This window comes from Methanobacteriaceae archaeon, from assembly GCA_030656015.1.
In the GTDB taxonomy this organism is placed as follows: Archaea; Methanobacteriota; Methanobacteria; order Methanobacteriales; family Methanobacteriaceae; genus UBA349.
Genome location: JAUSNX010000012.1, coordinates 222705 through 241042 on the forward strand (window position 1 = coordinate 222705; position 18338 = coordinate 241042).

The window sequence follows — 18338 nt, forward strand, 5'->3', positions numbered from 1 at the left end:
TTATAAATTTTTTTAAGATTTGACGAGGTAATCATCATGATAGTGGGAATATGCGGCAGTCCAAGAAAAAAGGCCACAGATCACGTTTTAAAAGAAGCTCTCACCATGTTGGAAGATAAGGGTTTTGAAACAACATTTTATGGAGTAAGAGGCAAAAATATTGGGCCTTGCAAGCACTGCGATTACTGTCTAAGAAAAAAAGAGTGTTTCCTAAAAGATGACATGAGCGAAGTATATGAATTACTGAATAATGCACAGGGAATTATAATAGCCAGCCCCATGTATAATGGTGGAGTAAGCGGACAAATAAAGTGTATAATGGACCGGTGCCGAGCCTTAGGAGCAGCAGATTACGATTCTCTACGGGGAAAAATTGGAATGGGTATTGCTGTGGGCGGCGACCGTTCCGGTGGTCAGGAGATGGCCCTGCTACAAATTCACACCTACTACATATTAAGTGGAGTAATTCCCGTGAGCGGGGGATCCTTTGGGGCCAATTTAGGGGCCTGTTTATGGTCTAAGGATTCACTTGATGGCGTTAAGGAAGATAAAGAAGGTTTCCGGACATTACGAAAAACCGTGCATATGTTTGCAAGATATCTAGAAAATTATAATCCGGAAACTCATAAAAAACCTTGATTTTAGTATTTTTTTATTCCTAAATTATTTCTTATGTTAGTTTATTTTAGGCAAAAACTATTAAAAATATACCAGCCATTAAGCAAGTTTATAAACTAATATTCTAAATAATATTTAGTTTAATTAAATTTTATTTATTTTACGAAATCATACTCGACTAAATATGATTTCCCGGTGATTCAATGAGTACAAGTAAGGGCACAGCAAAGCTACTTAGAGGAAGTTTCCTCTTAATGATTAGTAATCTCCTATTTAGAGTAGGAGGTTACGTATATCGATTTTTAATGGCCCGAATGCTGGGCCCTGAAGGATACGGAATATTAGGATACACCTTATTTTTCCAAGGAGTATTTCAGGTCCTATCCGCCGGAGGACTGCCTCCAGCAATCGCCAAATATGTTTCTCAGCATAAAGCCCTTGAAGAAGACCAAATGGCCAGTCAGGTGGTTTTCACATCATTAAAATTTATGATGTTTCTGGGAATTTTATTTTCCATAGTTATGTTTTTCATTGGGCCAATGATAGCCAATAATATATGGCATAAGCCCGCTGCAGCTCTTCCTCTTCAAGCAGTAGCACTAATAACTCCTTTCAGCGTTATAGTTGGGGCTTTCAGAGGCGCATTCCAGGGAATATATAAAATGGAATATGTGGTAATTACCCGAGCAGTGGAACAAGTTTTCATGATTGTTTTTGCAGTCATTCTAGTTATGCTCGGATTTTACGCCGCAGGAGCTGTGATTGGGACAGGAATAGGATTTATGGCCTCTGCAGTTTCTGCAATCATCATTTTTAGAAAATATATGTGGAAATATCTACCATCTCTTGATCCAGAACATAAATTCAATTTTAGGCAAGAACTGGGGCTTATCAAGACTCTTTTAATATTCTCCATACCCGTTATCATCACCGCATTATCTGAAATGTCTATTTATGGAGCAAGTATATTTATATTGGGAATTTTTATGGCTACCAAATTTAGTGGTTATTATAACGCCGTGGATCCTATAGCTCGCCTTCCACTAGTAATTTCTCTCTCAGTAGCTACGGCAGTACTTCCAGCCGCGTCTGAAGCCTTTGCTTTGAAAGATAAAGCATTATTAACAACTTATATAGTTCAATCTTATCGTATGGTAGTTTTAACTGTTCTTCCTCTCTGTATTGGTATTGCTATTTTTTCTGGTCCTCTTTTGGAGCTTCTTTTTGGTGTTAATTATGTATATGGGGCAGGAGCATTAAGCATACTAGTAATTGGAATGGCATTTTATACGTTATTCATGGTCTCTTCTAGTATAGCCCAGGGATTAGGCTATCCCAGATTACCCATGTACATTTTAGTAGTAGGTAGCGTGGTAAATATAACTTTGAACTGGTTCCTCATACAATTTTACGGAATAATTGGTGCTGCATTGGCTACAACTATTACTGCGTTTGTTATAATGATCCCCATTTTGTGGAAAACCTACAAAATTACTGAAGTGAAGTTACCATTTATGTCCTTTGCTAAAATAACTTTAGCATCTGCAGTCATGGGATTAGGAATGTTTTTTATCCCCCAAACAATCTTCGGGCTGATTCTAGCTATTATAATTGCACCAATAATATATGTAATAGCTTTTACATTTTTAAAAGGATTTGAAAAAAGAGACATCCGTATGATGCGCCGGATGGGAACTAAATTAGGTCCATTATCCAGTATCAACGAAAAATTGGTTAAGTTTATAGAAAAGTATTCCCTATAATAAACTAAGAGGTTTTATCATGACTAGGGCACGGAAAGCAGAGTACAATTTAAATATTAATGGCAAGAACATGCTCATGGATAGCCGCAGGTTTGAGCTTTTAAAGAAAATTGATAATTGTGGCTCTATTATGAATGCCTCCAAAAAAACAGGGACCCCCTATAGAACTGCCCTAAAATACATTGAAGTAATGGAAGAAACCATGGGCCATGAAGTTGTTTTCACCACTCGCGGGGGACGTGGAGGTGGAGGAGGGAGCAAATTATCTTCACTGGGTAAAGAGATTGTGAAAGAATACACCAAAATTGAAAAAGTTCTTCAAAAAGTTTCCCAGACTAATGAATTGGGCGGAAAAATTTCTTTAATTGATGAAGAAGGAAAAGTAATGCATATTGACTTCAATGGTGAAGACATAGTATTGCCCCTAAATGTGGATTTTAAAATTGATGATGATATAATTCTCCTTATAAGTCCAGAAGACATCATTATAATGCTCGAACCTCAAGAATCCAGTGTTAGAAATATAATCGAGGGGAAAATAGTAGGTTTAAAACTTCATGATGATATGGTAAGACTTGAAATCCAATTAAATAACAAAGAAACTCTAGATGTTGATGTTACAGAATTTTCAAGAGAAAAGTTAGGATTAGATCTGGGAAAAGTTGTTTTCATAGGGTTTAAGGCAGTTTCACTATCTGTAGTTAAAGGCTGATTACAATAGTATGAAATTCATTAAATAGCTAGTTATAAGTTGTAACTTATAAGTTATCAGTTATCATTATATCACGAGGAATGTTTATGAGAATAGAAGTTGATCAAGAAAAGTGCACTGGTTGCGGTAACTGCCTGGAAATCTGTCCAAAAGGATATAGAATCTGGAAAAAGAATTCTGAAGGGAAAGCTGAAATAAAAGATTTAACTTTATGCCATGTTTGCACATTATGCGCCAGTAAATGTCGCGCAGATGCTATAAAAATCGTAAGGGATGCTAATGAACAAAAGGAAAATGAAATTAAGCAGGAAAACCTCTGAAACTGATATTGAAATCATTCTAGATTTGGATGGTCAGGGAAATTATGATATCCAAACCGGTGTGGAATTCTTTGACCACATGTTAGAATCATTTGCCAGACATGGATTTTTCGATCTAGAAATTAAGGCCACCGGTGATGTGAGCGTAGATGACCATCACACCGTGGAAGATGTGGGAATACTTTTAGGCGAAGTATTTAACCAGGCAGTAGGCGATAAAAAAGGGATAAACAGAATATCCCATTCATTGGTACCCATGGATGAAGCATTGGCCATGGTGGCCGTGGATATAAGTGGCCGAAGCTATTGTGTAATGGATATGCAATTTACCCAGCAAAAAGTTGGTGAATTATCCACTGAGAATGTGGAACATTTCTTAGAATCCTTTGCCAGCAGCGCCAGAATAAATATTAATGCCAAGGTAGAAGGTGAAAATGACCACCACCAGATTGAAGCACTTTTTAAGGCACTGGCCCGAGCTCTTAAGGACGCTTTACAAGTGGAACATGATCAAATACCTAGTACTAAAGGCATATTATGATAATTGTAAATTTTTGGTCAGATATTATAAAATAAAAAAAACTCTGGGTTTTAGTTTTTTATATGATATTAATTTACTGATTATGGCTTTAGTTTCCATAGCAATTTAATTTATTTATCCTTTCTGTAAATTGATAATTTAGTTATATCTTGTGGAATTATTAGTTCTTCCTCTGTTTTATAAAGTGTAGCTAAACGAAAATATAAAATAATCGGCTTAAGTATATATGCTCCATATGGGAATTGTTTATTGTCTTGAATTTGTTATTTTAAAAAGAAATTAAAATAAAAATTTAATTAATTCTTAAAAAAGATAAAAAAGAATAATAATTAAATCAAAGAACTATATTCTTTTCTCAGTAAAATCAATTCTCTTTCCATGTCACTTAATTCATATGATTCTATATGAATGTCCAGTTGGTTGTAATTATCCAAAACATGCTCAATTTTGTCTAAAACCAAGTCAATTTTATTAATCTGAAACTTAATATAATCTATGTAATGTGAAACATCTTCCTGTGTGGAATCTGTAAGATCTTTCGTCTTAATTTCAGACAATTTAGCTGTGGAAGAAACATTTATTTCATTGTATTCATCAAATATACTATCTATTTCTGATTTTGAAAACATTGTAATCCCCTAAATAATTATTCTTTAATTATTCTTCAATCAATTCCTCTAAACTATGGAAAATATGGCCAAAATCGTTGCCAGAAACTTTTTTAGATTTCCAATCACCCATAATGCTTTTTTGAGCATCTTCCAAATCTTTAGAAGTGACTCCATGACGAATAGAAATCTTGGCCTCGGCAAAGGCTGCTAGTTGATCACAGGCCTTGACCAGTTCCCCATCTAAAGGATAATATTCATTTTTGTTGTATTTTTTATTTAAATCATTAAATGAAACGAACTTAATATTTTCAGAATCCTTAATTTTATTTTTAAATTCATCACCCGTGAAATAAAGCATCTCTTCATGCCAGGTCTTGGGAAGAAGAGGTAATAATTCCTCTTTCATTTGATAATCTTCATATTCTTTTATAATATCATCCAGTCCTTTAACTGAACGCTTCACCGGTGAAATTATATCTTTAGTCATTACTTCTGGCAAATCGTGGAATAATCCTGCGAAAAAGTTGTTATAAATTCGTTTTTCACATGCTTTAACTCCCATTTCCAAGGTACAAAGATAAGAAGTGGTAGCGACTATCAACATATGGCCCAAAACAGATGTTTCCGGAATTCGTGGCGAGTGTGCCCATCTTTTCTGGAATCTAAGCTGTCCGCAAAGATCAACGAATCCGAATGACTTCTTCTCCAACATAATCTTTTGAACACCTATTAAATCATAGTGATCTTCAATCTGGTTCTCTATTCTTTCTTTAGTTTTCTCAATTCCATAGATAAATGGAGCCGTATTATAGATTATCTTAAATTCCCAGTTAGTGGCTAAATAATGGGCTGCTCGAAGAATTCTCTTTTCCAAAGTGCTTTCTCTACTGGAAAGATAATTTTTAAATTTTTCTTCAAAAGATGTATCCTTAAACCCGTTTAAGTCATGTTTCAATTCATTTAAAACATGCTGATTTAGTTCTTCTCTCTTTTCATCCATCATTCGATGAAATACAGATGGTTTTAGGTCCGTTAAAACTAATCTATGTAAAAAATCAAATAAAAATCCTTCAATGAGATTAATCCAATTAATAGAATCTTTTCCTCGGCTATCTTCTTCAATCTTGGCTAAAACATATGCTATAATCATTTTATGGGCCTGTTTATCCAGTTCTGTAAGCTGCACAGGCCGGATATGATCATTCCATCTTTCCATGGTGGCCGCCTTGAAGAAGCGTTCTATGAGGTTTTCTATCATTATTTTTACCTTCATTTAATGATTTATTAATTGATATTAGAATAATATTAAATATATATTTATTTATTAATATTTTAAATCAGATTAATAGCCTACTTTAAATCATGAAAGTTCTTGAATTAATTTGCAGATACTTTAATTAAAAAAAAGAAAAAAGAAGATTAATATCTTCCTGTTTTGAATTTAATGACATATCCTGGAGACAAAGCATTACCTGCAAGATCACTTATTGATGAAGAAGGTATGTAAACCGAGTAATAGGAATTAATGCTTCTTTTGTTGCTGGTTTTTATGTAAAGAATGTTTCCTGAAATCCACTTGGATATATTGACTATTTTTCCATATTTGTCTTTCACTATAATCTTAGACCAATTGATACCTAATTTAATGTTTTCACTGAATTTAAGATAAATGATCTTTGTTCTTGGAACACCAGTAGCAGACTTCTTAGGATATGTATAAGTCACCTTAGGTGGAATTAAATCTATTTTAACCGATTTATGTATACTCTGACTACCAGTACTGGCTGCAACATCAGCATATCCTGCTTTTGAACCGCCTTTTAAAGTAGATCTGGCCACGCCGTTAATCATGGAAACATATGTGGTTCCAATTGTTCCTAAGTTAGAGGAAAATTTCACCACTATACCATCTGGAACATGGCAATTGTTCGGGTCGTGGTAGACGCCATTAACATCATGGAGTAAGTCTGCCGTTAGTACAGCAATTCCGCCATTTTTAATAACAGCCGTGCTCGGATTAAATCTTAAAACCAGCCAGGAAGAAACATTGGAATCAACAACACGATCTGATGGATTTTGATTGGAACCCCACCAGTTGTATCGAGCATCAACGGAGCCTCCTTCATTGTATATATCTTCTGGATAGTATCCGTCCATACCATTTTCCATGATCTGACAGAAGTGAACCCTTAGGATGCCTTCATTGTAGAAAACATCACCATTCATATTAGCGCCGTTCCTTCTGAAAACACTGCCAGATACGTTTACTGTGGAATTGGCCCAGTTAGAAATGGCCCCGCCCAGATCCGCATAATTATCAGTGAAATTACTATCATAGACACTAGAATTACCGTAATTAGAAATGGCACCACCATCAAAAGCTAAATCGTCCAAACCACTGGTGGCAGTGTTTTCTACGAATATACTATTTTTAACAATTAAATAGCCCATATTAGAAATAGCAGCCCCACTATCTGCCAGATTACCAGTGAATTCACAGTTCCTCATGGAAGTTGTGCCTTCATAATTGGAAATAGCACCACCACAATAAGTTGTATCATTATAAGAACTTTTTGCAGTATTATTTGTAAATTTGCTTGAATTGATGATTAAAGCGCCAGCTCCAGTAAAAATAGCGCCACCGAAACATCCCGTATCATTATTCAAACTATTAACTAAGTTATTTGTGAAATTATTTGCATTAATGGTCAAATTTCCGATATTGTAAACAGCACCACCATATTCTGCAACATTTAATAAGAATTCACAATCAGATAAAGTAGAATTACCCTGGTTTGATATGGCCCCTCCACCAGTGGCAGAATTCCTTGAAAATGAGACTTTATTAGAAATAAACTTACCTCCATTATCTATGGCTCCACCAAGAAGATTAGCTTCATTATTCACAAATTCACTTTCATTGGCACTTAAATTCCCATAATTACCAATAGCACCACCATAGGATATTCCATTTAAATTACTGGCAGAGTTATTGTTAAAAACGCTGCGAATAATTTTTAAATCTCCTAAATTAAGAATAGCACCACCAACAGCTCCGGAATCATATGTTGCAAAGTTATTGTTAAAAATACCATCATTGATAGTCAAATTACCATAATTAAAAATAGCACCGCCTAATCCTGCTTTGTTAAATGTAAAAGATGTTTTTAATAAGCTCAAAGTCCCATTATTATAGATAGCACCTCCGATTGAGCCATTACCATTAGTAATAGTCAAATTCATGATAATAACTGTTATATTTGATTTAATCAGAAATATTTGGGCAGAATTAGTCCCATTTATGATAGTGCCATCACGGCTCTGGCCTTGAATAGTCATATTCTTATCAAGAGTTATATTATTGTTATTCTCCCCAGAATATAGTCCATCAGCGATATTAACTATTCCTCCATCAGATACGGTTCCTGTAGCATTTTTAATAGATTTTTTAGGCCCCACCGTACTTATTCCATCCCACACATCTGATTCACCATCCCAGCTATCATTTCCTGAGGAATCATTCACATAAATAATGCCTGGATTAGCAGAAACATCACCTATAGAAGCTAAGGAAATTATTCCGAATACCAGTAATATAAATAAAACAATTACTGGACTTTTAAGATTATTAGTTGTATTTGTAATCCTTTTCACCTCCAAATTCAAGAATATTAAAGTATTAATTTACTAAGAATAATTATAGAAAATAATACTTTAAGGTTTCTATTTAATTCTCGAAGTTTGAAGATTTCAATAAAATATTTACTAAAAAATAAAACCAGTTTAAATATTTATTAAATGAAAGTATTGAAAAGAATAAGACTTATTGGAAGGCTAAAATTGGCCAAAAAGTAAAATCAAGACATAGAATATAATTTATTAAGATATGTATGATTTCAAAAAAACAAAAAATAAGCAGTCCAGAGGACCGCTTTAAAACACAATTATTGTGGTTTTTCCATTAAAACTGATTTAGCCATGGTTTGTCCTTTTCCACCGTGTGGAGTTCGGACAACAGTGTCATTGGCCTTTTCAATTTCTCTTGCTTCAGCAGCGAGTTTAGCAGCAGTAGTAATCATTTCGTGAGCAGAAGCTACGATTGGTATGTACTTTTCTGCATCTTTAGTCATGAAACATCCTTCGACGTCAATATCAGCTACTTTGGTAGCGATGTCGTAGGCAGCCATGGCTTTAGCTTTAGCGTATGGGCTGGAGAATTGAGCAGCTGCAACAGCTACATCTCGGGAAATTACCACTTTAGGTAATTCAATTGCACTTCCAGCTTCAACAGCATTTACTGCTGCATCAATAGTGTCTTGTACAACTCTGTAAGCACCAGTTAAAGCTAATACTTTAATTACATCAGCATTGAAGGAAGCCATTTCAGTTGGGTCCAGGAATTCTCTTCGTGCACCGATCATTGGGTCGGCCTTCACAATAATGTAACCTAAACCTTGTTCTTCCATTTCTTCTTTGGATCGTAGACCAGGAGCGTCACCTATGATGATTGCAGGGACATCTGCATCAGATAATAATTCTCTGGCTTTAGCAGGTCCTGGAGCACCTGGGTTAGGGCTTATGAATATGACAAAGTCCCTTTCCATTTCAAGCATTAATGGTACGGCTTTTTCGATTTCTTCTGGGTTCATTTTAGCCCCAGATCCTATTACACATACGTCTATGTTTGGTCGGTCTGCTCTCTCGTCGAGTAATAAGTCCAAGACAGGAGAAGTACCGATGTTACCACATTTAATTATACCGATTTTTACAACCATTATATCACCAAAATGTGTTATCGATTGAGATATTAAGTACTTTTTGATTTAAGTGCAATGGGTAAGTTTTTATATTAGTAGTATGAATCGTGCCAGCATATTAATGAAAATTGGTGATTAAATTTATTCCATCTTTCTGGGAGCAAATTTGACTTTGATATGAGAAAAATCGGTCAGAAATTAGTTTCAATATGTTTTACCGAATATATTTTATTTATATACAATTAGTGCATTGCCAGAATATATCTTAAAAAAGTAATTTTTGGTCAATTCAATTTTTCCCAGGGCTGGATCAGATAAAATCACTGTATTTTCATTTATTTGGTTAATTACACTGTAATGACATTTTCCATCAATATTCAGAAATACTATATTATCAGAATCCAAATTTTTAGCATGAATTCTCATTCCACGAGCATTCAATCCCTTTTTTATGGCAGCTTTCATTAATCCATACATAGTAGTCCCCGTATCATCAGTGCCAGCCATCTTAGCCAATTCATTTTCATTACATTTTATTCCCATTTTCTGAAGTACCGTGGCTAGTGCTGCCGGGCCACAATTATAGCTAGTACTTTGCATCACGATTTCTGATTTTATAGAATTATCATCTGAAAGAGTATTCATAATACTTACAACCTTTTTAGTAATAATTAGTTAATAAGTATTATTATATTTAATATTATTGTTTTAAAAAGTAATAATAATTATATAATAAATTTTGTAAATAAAACATTAAAAAAAAAATAGAAAATAAACGATTTTAATTTTAACTATCTAAATTCTGACCGAGCATTCCAAATCTTTTTTAAGGTTTTAAAACCACTCTTAGATTTTTTTAAGTCTTCAAAATGATTAATAATATCCAGCAAATTGTCAACTGATTTTTCAGCATGATTTACCATTTCTGAGCCACCAACAGGTGCATTGACATTCTCCATTTCCTGAGGAATATTTTCTAATTTTGCTACACTAATTCCTAATTTTCGGGCCAAATCAACACTGGAATGTTTGTGATGGAATCCTGCTATTTTGATAGATGGAACATTCAAAACACCTGCTTCAATGGTTATTCCCATTCCGGCCCCATAGATTAACAAATCAGAAGCATTCATAATACTGGGAAGATCAACAAAGCCCTCTAAAACTTTTATTTTAGAAGAAAATGAAGGAGATATTAGACTTTTTACATAATCCCTTTCAAATCGGAACGGGACAATTAAAGTAGTCTTATCTAAAGATTCAATTATTTTTATTAAATCAGGGATTTGATAGGCTTTTAAATCGCCACCAAGGGCCACTAAAATAAATTCATCAACATCATATAAATCTTTCAATTTATTTTTATCCATTAGATTCATTTTATCTATAAATGAGGCCATAGGATATCCACCAATATTTTTCACATTTTTTATGGAGTATTGATTCTTTAAATAGTTTTGATAGTCCTTAGATGGTGCTGTAACCATATCCGCGAAGGAAATCATTTCAATAGGATTGTAAATATCCTGTTCAATATGCAAAGTCGGTATTCTAAGTAAATTAGCTGCAGAAAGTCCTTTTCTAACATCTCCTGCATTCCCACAAGTGATTAATAAATCAATTCCCTTTCCTCGCATGGCTTGAGCCGTTTTTATGATGTCTTTCATCACCAAATATCCAATCTTTGAATTGGATCTTTTTTGGGCCCCTGCACCACGACCCTGGCCAATAGAATAAATTTCAGAACAATATTGAGTTAAAAGTTCTTCAGCACCATTTCCATGTGCCAATCCCATAACTTCAGCATCTAGTTTTTCCAGAACTGGGATTATGGTTTTAGCAGGAGCTAGCTCAGCTGCAACTGCAATTTTCATGGGTCTTCCCGCTTCATGTCATTTCCCATCACTTCATCAAGTTCATATCCATTCATATAATTCCTATGATTGAAATAAGCATATAGAATCAAAAGAATAGAAATAAGATAGAATATCCATACAACCAAATCTGTGGGGCCTGTTTCAATCCATACCAATGTTTGGGCCAATATTATGGCATAAAATACTGTAAAAATTCCTTTTTTTACTTTTTGAATTAAATGCATTAATTTAAGAATCAGACCTAAAAAGAACATTTGCAAGGCCAGAGCCCAGACCCCGAAATCTAAAAGGGCTGGGCCAAATATAGTTGATGTAGCAGAGTGTTTGTATCCCAGAACCACTTCCCCTACAATAGCCCGTGGATCAGCTGCCTGGAAAAATCCAGTGAGGGAATAATAGGTTAATGTTCCATGGGTCGCCCCTTGCATCCCAATTAAGGTGTTAAAAACTGTGAGGGTATATCCTGCTCGGTAAAAAAATAATTCCAATGGATTTAAAGTCCAAGTTTGCCATTCAATAGATTTAGCAGATATATATCCTACTAAAAGGCCTATTCCAACCAGACCAATAATAAAAATAGCGAAATATATCCATTTAAGATTTTTAGAGAAATTTCGAGTGTAATATAAAGTAATGAATACACTTAAAATTATAACGATGGTGGTAGTCCTATAGCCAGTCAAGGCAAAAATAGCTATTCCAAGAATAAATAGAATATAATAATAGCTCCTGTTGAATCGGGCCAGCAAAATATTTATTCCCGGTAGAAACAAGAGGTAAGAAAATATCCATATTTTAGTGACTGCTTTAGCCTTCAAATAACCACTTAAAAGGGGTATGCCTCCTGAATAAATCAAATTAATAGCTTGGAGAGATAATCCCAATATAACTATGGCTAAAATTACTAGTTCTAGAAGAGAAAAACTTTTAAAAAAGCTTTTTTTAATATTGTTCGATTTATCTGGAGATTTATTTTGATTAAGATTATTTATTAAATATTCTTTTTGAGAATATAATTGATTTAAAAAGTTATTTAAATTTTTAAATCTTTTAAAGTTGAGTTTATAGAATATCTTAGGAAAAATTATTCCCAAAAGAAAAAAACAGCAGCCAAATAAAATATAGAAATAAACCCCTATAGAAGGTGCCTGTAATCCCTTTATTTGATAAAAAAATCCGACCAATCCAAATAATACGTACAAAAATATGGCAAATATAATTAAATAAGGAGAAAATACGTCAATTTTATTAGTTAAATTCATGTTATCGGCCTTGAAATAATTAATTATCAATTAAACACAGATATAATGGATTAAATAGCATTAATTTAATAATTTTACATTTATTAGATTTCCCAAGCGTTTTTAGTTAAGTTAGAAGCAAAGCCAGGACATGCTGCAGCGTGAGTATGCACATAGCTAGCCACCGTGTTTTTAGATATTATTCCATCTTTTGAATCTATTATTCCCCTTCCACGAAGAATTTTAAATGCAAATTTCGGATTAATGGTTGTATTTGCACTAATATCCACTTTAGAATAGTGAAATTCATGACCTCTATAGATATCTCCTTTTTTAGAGATTATATTATCTTGCTGAGCCTCAGAAATAACATAGCTTAATCCCTGAACTTTATCCGTCATCAGGGAGGGATAAGGGAATACATCACACATTTTATGCCCATTAATAGATTTTGTAAGGTACATTAACCCACCACATTCACCATAAATTGGCCTTTCATCTAAATGGAACTTTTTAATGGAATTACGCATGGAATAATTTTTTTCCAGTTCTTTAGAGAATATCTCAGGATAACCCCCACCTATATAAAGTGCATCCACATCAGGGAGATTTTCATCATGATAAGGACTAAAAGGAACTATTTGAGCGTGGTTATCTTCCAGAGCTTCTAAATTTTCCTGATAATAGAAAGTAAAAATTTCATCCTGGGCCACCCCGATTTTCACTTTTTTGGTATTTTCCTTTTTCCAGAGTTGTTCGCGTTCTGCAGGAATCTTTCCATCACTTTTCATAATATCTTTCAAAGCATCAAGATCAATGTTTTCACTTACTACCTGACCCCATTTTTCGATAAACCCTAATAAATTTTCCCTTTCAACCGCAGGAACCAGGCCCAGATGTCTTTGCTCTACAGTCAAAGAATCGCTCCGGGGTATGCCCCCAATTACTTGAGTATTGGTCAGCTTTTCCACCGCTTCTTTAGCCTTCAAGTAATGGCGCTGATTTTTGACATGATTTAAAATTACTCCCTCAATCTTTATCTCAGGATCTAAGGATTTAAATCCTAGTACTACTGCTGCCGCACTTTTTACCAGACTTCTAGCATTTAAAATCAAAATGACAGGAGAATTCAGAGCTTTAGCTGCAGATGCTGTGTTTCCGACATCTCCTGTAGGACTAATTCCTTCATAAAGACCCCTGACACCTTCAATTATTCCCATTTTCGAAGCTGTAATCGCCATAGCCCTTTCAAAGGCCTCTCTTATCTGGCCATCCGACATGAAAAATGAGTCTAAATTACGAGACCTATTTCCTGTGGCCAAGGTGTGATAAGTAGGATCAATATAATCTGGTCCAACCTTAAATGGTTGAATCTTAGTTTCTTCTGATAATGCTTTCATTATACCCGTGGAAATTGTAGTTTTCCCCACAGCACTTCCAGTCCCAGCCAATACTATTCTCATAGTCTATAATCAACTCACATTTTATTTAAATATTTAATATAATGATGATATTTTAAATCGGTGTGATAAAATAGGGCATTGATAAAAAGAAAAATATTTAGAAATAAAGTGAATTCTTACTAATAAATTAAGTAATTTTTAATATTAATTAATTCTAATTAATATTCTAAATTAATTTTATTCTTAATTAAATTAAAATGAAAAGATAGAATTTAACTCTATCCATACCGTGACTTAAGATTTGGTTAAGTATTTTGCCTTGGTTACATGAGATTTTCCATGAACCAGACAGAAATCCGCGTCACAGTTACTGCATACCCACATACCTTCAGGACATGACCTTCCCCGTTCGTATTTTAGTTTTCCTGACTTTTTACAGTAGGGACAGTAATTTTTAAATTGTTCTGAATGTAATTTGTAATCTTTGTGTAAGCTACAAGAACATCTAGCTGTGGAGTCTACATATTGGGAAGTTGCTGTAACACTGGTTGCTCCCACATTTGGTAAAGTAGATTTAGTAGATTTTTTCTTGGTTTTTTTCTTTTTTGTAACATAGAAATAAGATGCATTTACTGCAGGTGCTTTAACAACCTGTGCAGTTATTTTAGTAGTATCTACGTTTTTGGAGCTAAGTTCTCCAAAAATCGGCACACCTGACACTACCATACAGGATACTAGTGCCACGGCCATAATAAGTCGTCGCGTAATTATGCCCGCCTCCATGTCCAAATTTTGAAAATACTCAATTAAGAGCATCTTCCAGACAATTGCTAATTGACGTTACATTGCATATAAAGGTTTTGGTCAAAAATTAGAAAAAAAGAAGTTTTAAGGCTCTTTTTTCCTTTAACGCACTTTAAAAACGTATTTAAAAAAGAAATTGTTTATGTATGGCAATGAATTGTAATTTGAACCTAATACTAGCTTATTATACTCTTTTTGTAAAAAAAGGCTTTTTATTTAGTTTTACAATTACCCACCATCACTTAAATCCAATTTGAATATGGCCAAATGGTCAGTTTTGACATCAAAAAGACGTTATTAATTAGTTTTTAAAGTAAAAAAAGGTTATAAATGATTTTTTTAAAAAAAGACATTAAAATATTTAATTCATGTTAAAAACATTTATAAAGTTTTTTTTTATTTTTTTAGGCCAATATAAACCGATTTATATTTAATTAGTTTTTAAAAAACATACCCCAAGGTTTAAAGGTGTTTTTAGATATTAAAATGAATTTATAATAAATTTCAGAAATATTTCAATTTTAAAAAAATCCGATTAAATACTGTTTTAGCCAAAATAAGGTCATTTTAAGAAAATTCTGAAGTAGAAATTAAATTTCAAGAAGATATTCCACAAATATGTACATCACATGTTATCTTCAACATACATTCAATTAATTTTAATAGTTTCCAGATGGCCTACCATAAGACAATTATAGTTATCCGAACAAATTGTTATTCAATGAATACTATGCGTAAAATGCAGGTCCTAAGTGATACTGCCCAGTTTGATCTCTGCGATTATGTGAATCACCAAACAAGCTCTCGGCCAAATTTACCTGGAATTTACTACAGTACTGCCCACGGAGGATGTCAAGTTCCCCTATTTAAGGTTTTAATGACTAATAAGTGCATTAATGATTGCAAGTATTGTGTGAATCATAGTAAAAGAAATTTTACCCGGATGGAACTCAGCCCTGAAGAATTAACCCGCGTTTTCTTGAATTACTATCAAAAAAAATATGTAGAAGGGTTATTTTTAAGTTCTGGAATTTCTGGAGACATAGACCCATCCATGGAAAAGGTGGTGGAAGTGGCACGACTTCTAAGATTAGAACACGGTTATTCTGGATATATACACCTTAAAATTCTTCCAGGTTCATCAAAAGACCTCATTAAAAGAGCCATGGGCTTGGCCAATCGAGTTAGTGTTAATATTGAAGCTGCCACTCCAGATGGTCTGGCTGAACTTTCCAGTACCAAAGACTATCAAAAAGACATTATGCGGCGTCTAAAATGGATAAAAAATATCCATAACAAAGATCCCCTTTATGCACCTTCAGGCCAAACCACCCAGATGATTGTAGGGGCCACTGATGAAACTGATGAAGATATTTTAAATAGAGTTAAATGGCTTTATGATAAGTTAGATGTTAAAAGAAGTTATTTTAGTGCTTTTAAACCTTTAGAAGACACTCCCCTAGAATCCAGAGCAGAACCTCACCATAATAGGCCTAATAGGCTTTATCAGGCCGATGCACTTTTAAATTCATATAATTTTAATTTAGAAGAACTAGTTTTTAAGGAAAATGGACTTTTAGATGTGGACGAAGATCCAAAGTATTCTGCTGCTAGGTCCATGGATATTTTTCCAGTGGAAATCAATCATGCATCATATCATGATTTAATCCGGGTCCCGGGGATTGGAACTATTTCAGCTGGAAAAATAATTGCTATTCGTAAAAAACATACATTTACTAAATTGGAAGAATTAAAAAAGTTAGGTGTTGCAGTAAAACGTGCGGAACCATTTATAAAACTTAAAGGAATTTATCAAACACCTTTAGATTTTTTTAATTAATAAATAGCTGATAATTTCTTATTTTTAATTAAAATTTTTTAAATTGATTTTAAGATATAGCTAATAATATATCAAAATGAATAATTTATTATAACTTAGATGTTATAAGTTATAACTTTTAACTTATAATAAAAATCTATAAAAAATTAAAGAAATTTAAAAAAATAAACTATATCTCATCGAAAAGATCCCATATTTCAGGATATTTTTCTTCAACTGCTTCTTCAATTAATTTTGACGCTTCTTTACTGATACTAAATTCTGGTTGTGTTTTTTTGAGATATCTTAAAACAGCTGCTGAGCGAGAAGACCATAGCGTAATTCGGGGATTCTTTTTAACATCACTAATCACCATATTTATTCTCTGATTTTCAGCAGAATCGGCTTCATCTGCGTCATTGGTAGTTGTAGATTTTGAAATTAAAGATTTAATTGGCTTTTCAACTTTGGGAGATGAATTATCAGAAGGTCTGGAAACAGGGGTTTTAGTTTTAGATGAATCCGCTTTTACAGATTTTCTAGATTTCTGAGATTTAGAAGATCTGTTATTCTTTAAATCCTCAGATATTTCTATTTCATCAGAACCACTTTTTAGTTGATTTTCTTCAGTTTCATTATTCTCATCCCGGGTTTTGGCCTTAATCAAAGCATCCAAGCCCATTCCTAGACCCGTGCTTTTTGATGGGGGAGATTTACGACGGGCCATATTAACCATCCCGGTTAATGAGTTCCTGAGCCAGTTTTAAATAGGCAGTAGTGCCGGCACTTTCCTGATCATATAATATGCATGGTTTTCCATAGCTAGGTGCCTCTGCCAAACGAACATTACGTGGAATTGTAGTTTTAAATATGTATTCTTCCTCACCAAAATATTTCTTAACCTCTTGGTGAACATCTCTGGCTAAACGTGTCCTAGAATCGTATAAAGTTATTAAAATACCCTTAATATTAGCTGAAGTCTTTAAACGCTCTTCAACAAGATTTATAGTTTTTAATAAGTCAGCCATTCCTTCCAAAGCATAATATTCCGCCTGAATAGGAATGATAACACTATCTGATGCAACCAGTGCATTTAGGGTGAGTATGCCAAGAGAAGGAGGAACATCAATTAAAATATAGTCAAACATTCCCTTTACACTTTTTATGGCATCTTGAAGAATAGAATGATATCCAATCTCCCTACTAAGTTCTACTTCAGCCCCACTAAGTGAAATATTACTGGGGACAATGTACAAATCATCTAAAATAGTAGGAATCATTACTTCTTCCATGTTATTTTGCCTGCTCAACACCGTGTAAATAGTATTTTCCAGTTCGCCTTTTTGAACTCCAAAACCTGTTGTAGCATTACCTTGTGGGTCTAAATCTATTACCAGAACCTTTTTATCCATAAGGGCTAGTGCAGTTGATAAGTTCACAGCAGTAGTTGTTTTTCCACAGCCACCTTTTTGATTAATTATTGAAATTACTTCTCCCATAAAAAAACCCTCCCACAGATTGTTATTAAATATTTATGAGAATAAATTAACATCTTTCACATATTTAAAGTCCCTTTATCTATAATTAATATTATTTAATATATTAATTATAAGTTATAAGTTATAATTATTTTGGTTAAATATAATTCTAATAATGAAGATTCTAAAGTGAAACACACAAAATAAGAATTAAGTGAGTATAAAATAAAAAAATATAATCTTTTAAATAATTATGAGGTTGACTCATAATTGTTTTTTTTGTTGTGTGGGGTTAATTTTATATTGTAGGTTGTTCTATTATTTATTTAGTTGTTTATAGTTTTTTCATGGTGTTTTTCATGGTTTTAAGAGAATATAAAATGGGTCAGTCTTT

Annotated in this window: 17 protein-coding genes; 6 read left to right on the forward strand and 11 right to left on the reverse strand. The window is 33.4% G+C overall.

What is annotated here, in order from left to right:
• Positions 1-33 precede the first annotated feature (33 nt).
• The 5 genes from Q7I96_09500 to hisB all read left to right on the forward strand — a co-directional run bounded on the left by Q7I96_09500 (position 34) and on the right by hisB (position 3954).
• Positions 34-639, forward strand: a complete 606-nt coding sequence (locus Q7I96_09500; GenBank protein MDO9627843.1) for a flavodoxin family protein — start codon at positions 34-36, stop codon at positions 637-639.
• Positions 640-821: 182 nt separating this feature from the next.
• Positions 822-2381 carry a flippase gene (locus Q7I96_09505; protein ID MDO9627844.1) on the forward strand — a complete coding sequence of 520 codons (1560 nt, stop codon included), beginning with the start codon at positions 822-824 and terminating at the stop codon, positions 2379-2381.
• A 19-nt stretch (positions 2382-2400) separates the two neighbouring features.
• The gene (locus Q7I96_09510; GenBank protein MDO9627845.1) at positions 2401-3093 is read left to right on the forward strand and encodes a TOBE domain-containing protein; all 693 of its coding nucleotides are present in this window, start codon (positions 2401-2403) and stop codon (positions 3091-3093) included.
• Between the two features lie 86 nt (positions 3094-3179).
• Positions 3180-3413, forward strand: a complete 234-nt coding sequence (locus Q7I96_09515) for a ferredoxin family protein (GenBank protein MDO9627846.1) — start codon at positions 3180-3182, stop codon at positions 3411-3413.
• Complete coding sequence (hisB, locus tag Q7I96_09520; GenBank protein ID MDO9627847.1) at positions 3373-3954, forward strand: imidazoleglycerol-phosphate dehydratase HisB; 582 nt, start codon at positions 3373-3375, stop codon at positions 3952-3954. Before Q7I96_09515 ends, hisB begins: the two co-directional genes overlap by 41 nt.
• 329 nt (positions 3955-4283) lie before the next feature.
• Here the strand turns inward: hisB and Q7I96_09525 are convergent, their stop codons facing one another.
• The 9 genes from Q7I96_09525 to Q7I96_09565 form a co-directional block, all read right to left on the reverse strand.
• The gene (locus tag Q7I96_09525; GenBank protein ID MDO9627848.1) at positions 4284-4583 is read right to left on the reverse strand and encodes a hypothetical protein; all 300 of its coding nucleotides are present in this window, start codon (positions 4581-4583) and stop codon (positions 4284-4286) included.
• Positions 4584-4611: 28 nt separating this feature from the next.
• The gene (locus Q7I96_09530) at positions 4612-5823 is read right to left on the reverse strand and encodes an HD domain-containing protein (protein MDO9627849.1); all 1212 of its coding nucleotides are present in this window, start codon (positions 5821-5823) and stop codon (positions 4612-4614) included.
• A gap of 161 nt (positions 5824-5984) precedes the next feature.
• Positions 5985-8219, reverse strand: coding sequence for an Ig-like domain-containing protein (locus Q7I96_09535; GenBank protein MDO9627850.1), 2235 nt, complete (start codon positions 8217-8219; stop codon positions 5985-5987).
• A gap of 290 nt (positions 8220-8509) precedes the next feature.
• Complete coding sequence (locus tag Q7I96_09540; GenBank protein ID MDO9627851.1) at positions 8510-9340, reverse strand: F420-dependent methylenetetrahydromethanopterin dehydrogenase; 831 nt, start codon at positions 9338-9340, stop codon at positions 8510-8512.
• Positions 9341-9550: 210 nt separating this feature from the next.
• Positions 9551-9967 (reverse strand): C39 family peptidase, encoded by a 417-nt coding sequence (locus Q7I96_09545; GenBank protein MDO9627852.1) that lies wholly within the window; start codon positions 9965-9967, stop codon positions 9551-9553.
• A gap of 146 nt (positions 9968-10113) precedes the next feature.
• Positions 10114-11196, reverse strand: coding sequence for a hypothetical protein (locus Q7I96_09550; protein ID MDO9627853.1), 1083 nt, complete (start codon positions 11194-11196; stop codon positions 10114-10116).
• Entirely contained in the window at positions 11193-12461 is a 1269-nt protein-coding gene (locus tag Q7I96_09555) for an oligosaccharide repeat unit polymerase family protein (GenBank protein ID MDO9627854.1), read from the reverse strand. The genes Q7I96_09550 and Q7I96_09555 overlap by 4 nt, the downstream gene beginning before the upstream one ends.
• A gap of 83 nt (positions 12462-12544) precedes the next feature.
• The gene (gene cfbB, locus Q7I96_09560; GenBank protein MDO9627855.1) at positions 12545-13903 is read right to left on the reverse strand and encodes a Ni-sirohydrochlorin a,c-diamide synthase; all 1359 of its coding nucleotides are present in this window, start codon (positions 13901-13903) and stop codon (positions 12545-12547) included.
• Between the two features lie 234 nt (positions 13904-14137).
• The gene (locus tag Q7I96_09565; GenBank protein MDO9627856.1) at positions 14138-14632 is read right to left on the reverse strand and encodes a hypothetical protein; all 495 of its coding nucleotides are present in this window, start codon (positions 14630-14632) and stop codon (positions 14138-14140) included.
• A gap of 736 nt (positions 14633-15368) precedes the next feature.
• Here Q7I96_09565 and Q7I96_09570 point away from each other — a divergent pair.
• Positions 15369-16487 carry a radical SAM protein gene (locus Q7I96_09570; protein MDO9627857.1) on the forward strand — a complete coding sequence of 373 codons (1119 nt, stop codon included), beginning with the start codon at positions 15369-15371 and terminating at the stop codon, positions 16485-16487.
• 169 nt (positions 16488-16656) lie between these two features.
• Here Q7I96_09570 and Q7I96_09575 read toward each other — a convergent pair whose 3' ends face one another.
• Complete coding sequence (locus Q7I96_09575; GenBank protein ID MDO9627858.1) at positions 16657-17193, reverse strand: AAA family ATPase; 537 nt, start codon at positions 17191-17193, stop codon at positions 16657-16659.
• 1 nt (position 17194) lies between these two features.
• The gene (locus tag Q7I96_09580) at positions 17195-17965 is read right to left on the reverse strand and encodes a ParA family protein (protein ID MDO9627859.1); all 771 of its coding nucleotides are present in this window, start codon (positions 17963-17965) and stop codon (positions 17195-17197) included.
• Positions 17966-18338: the final 373 nt, after the last annotated feature.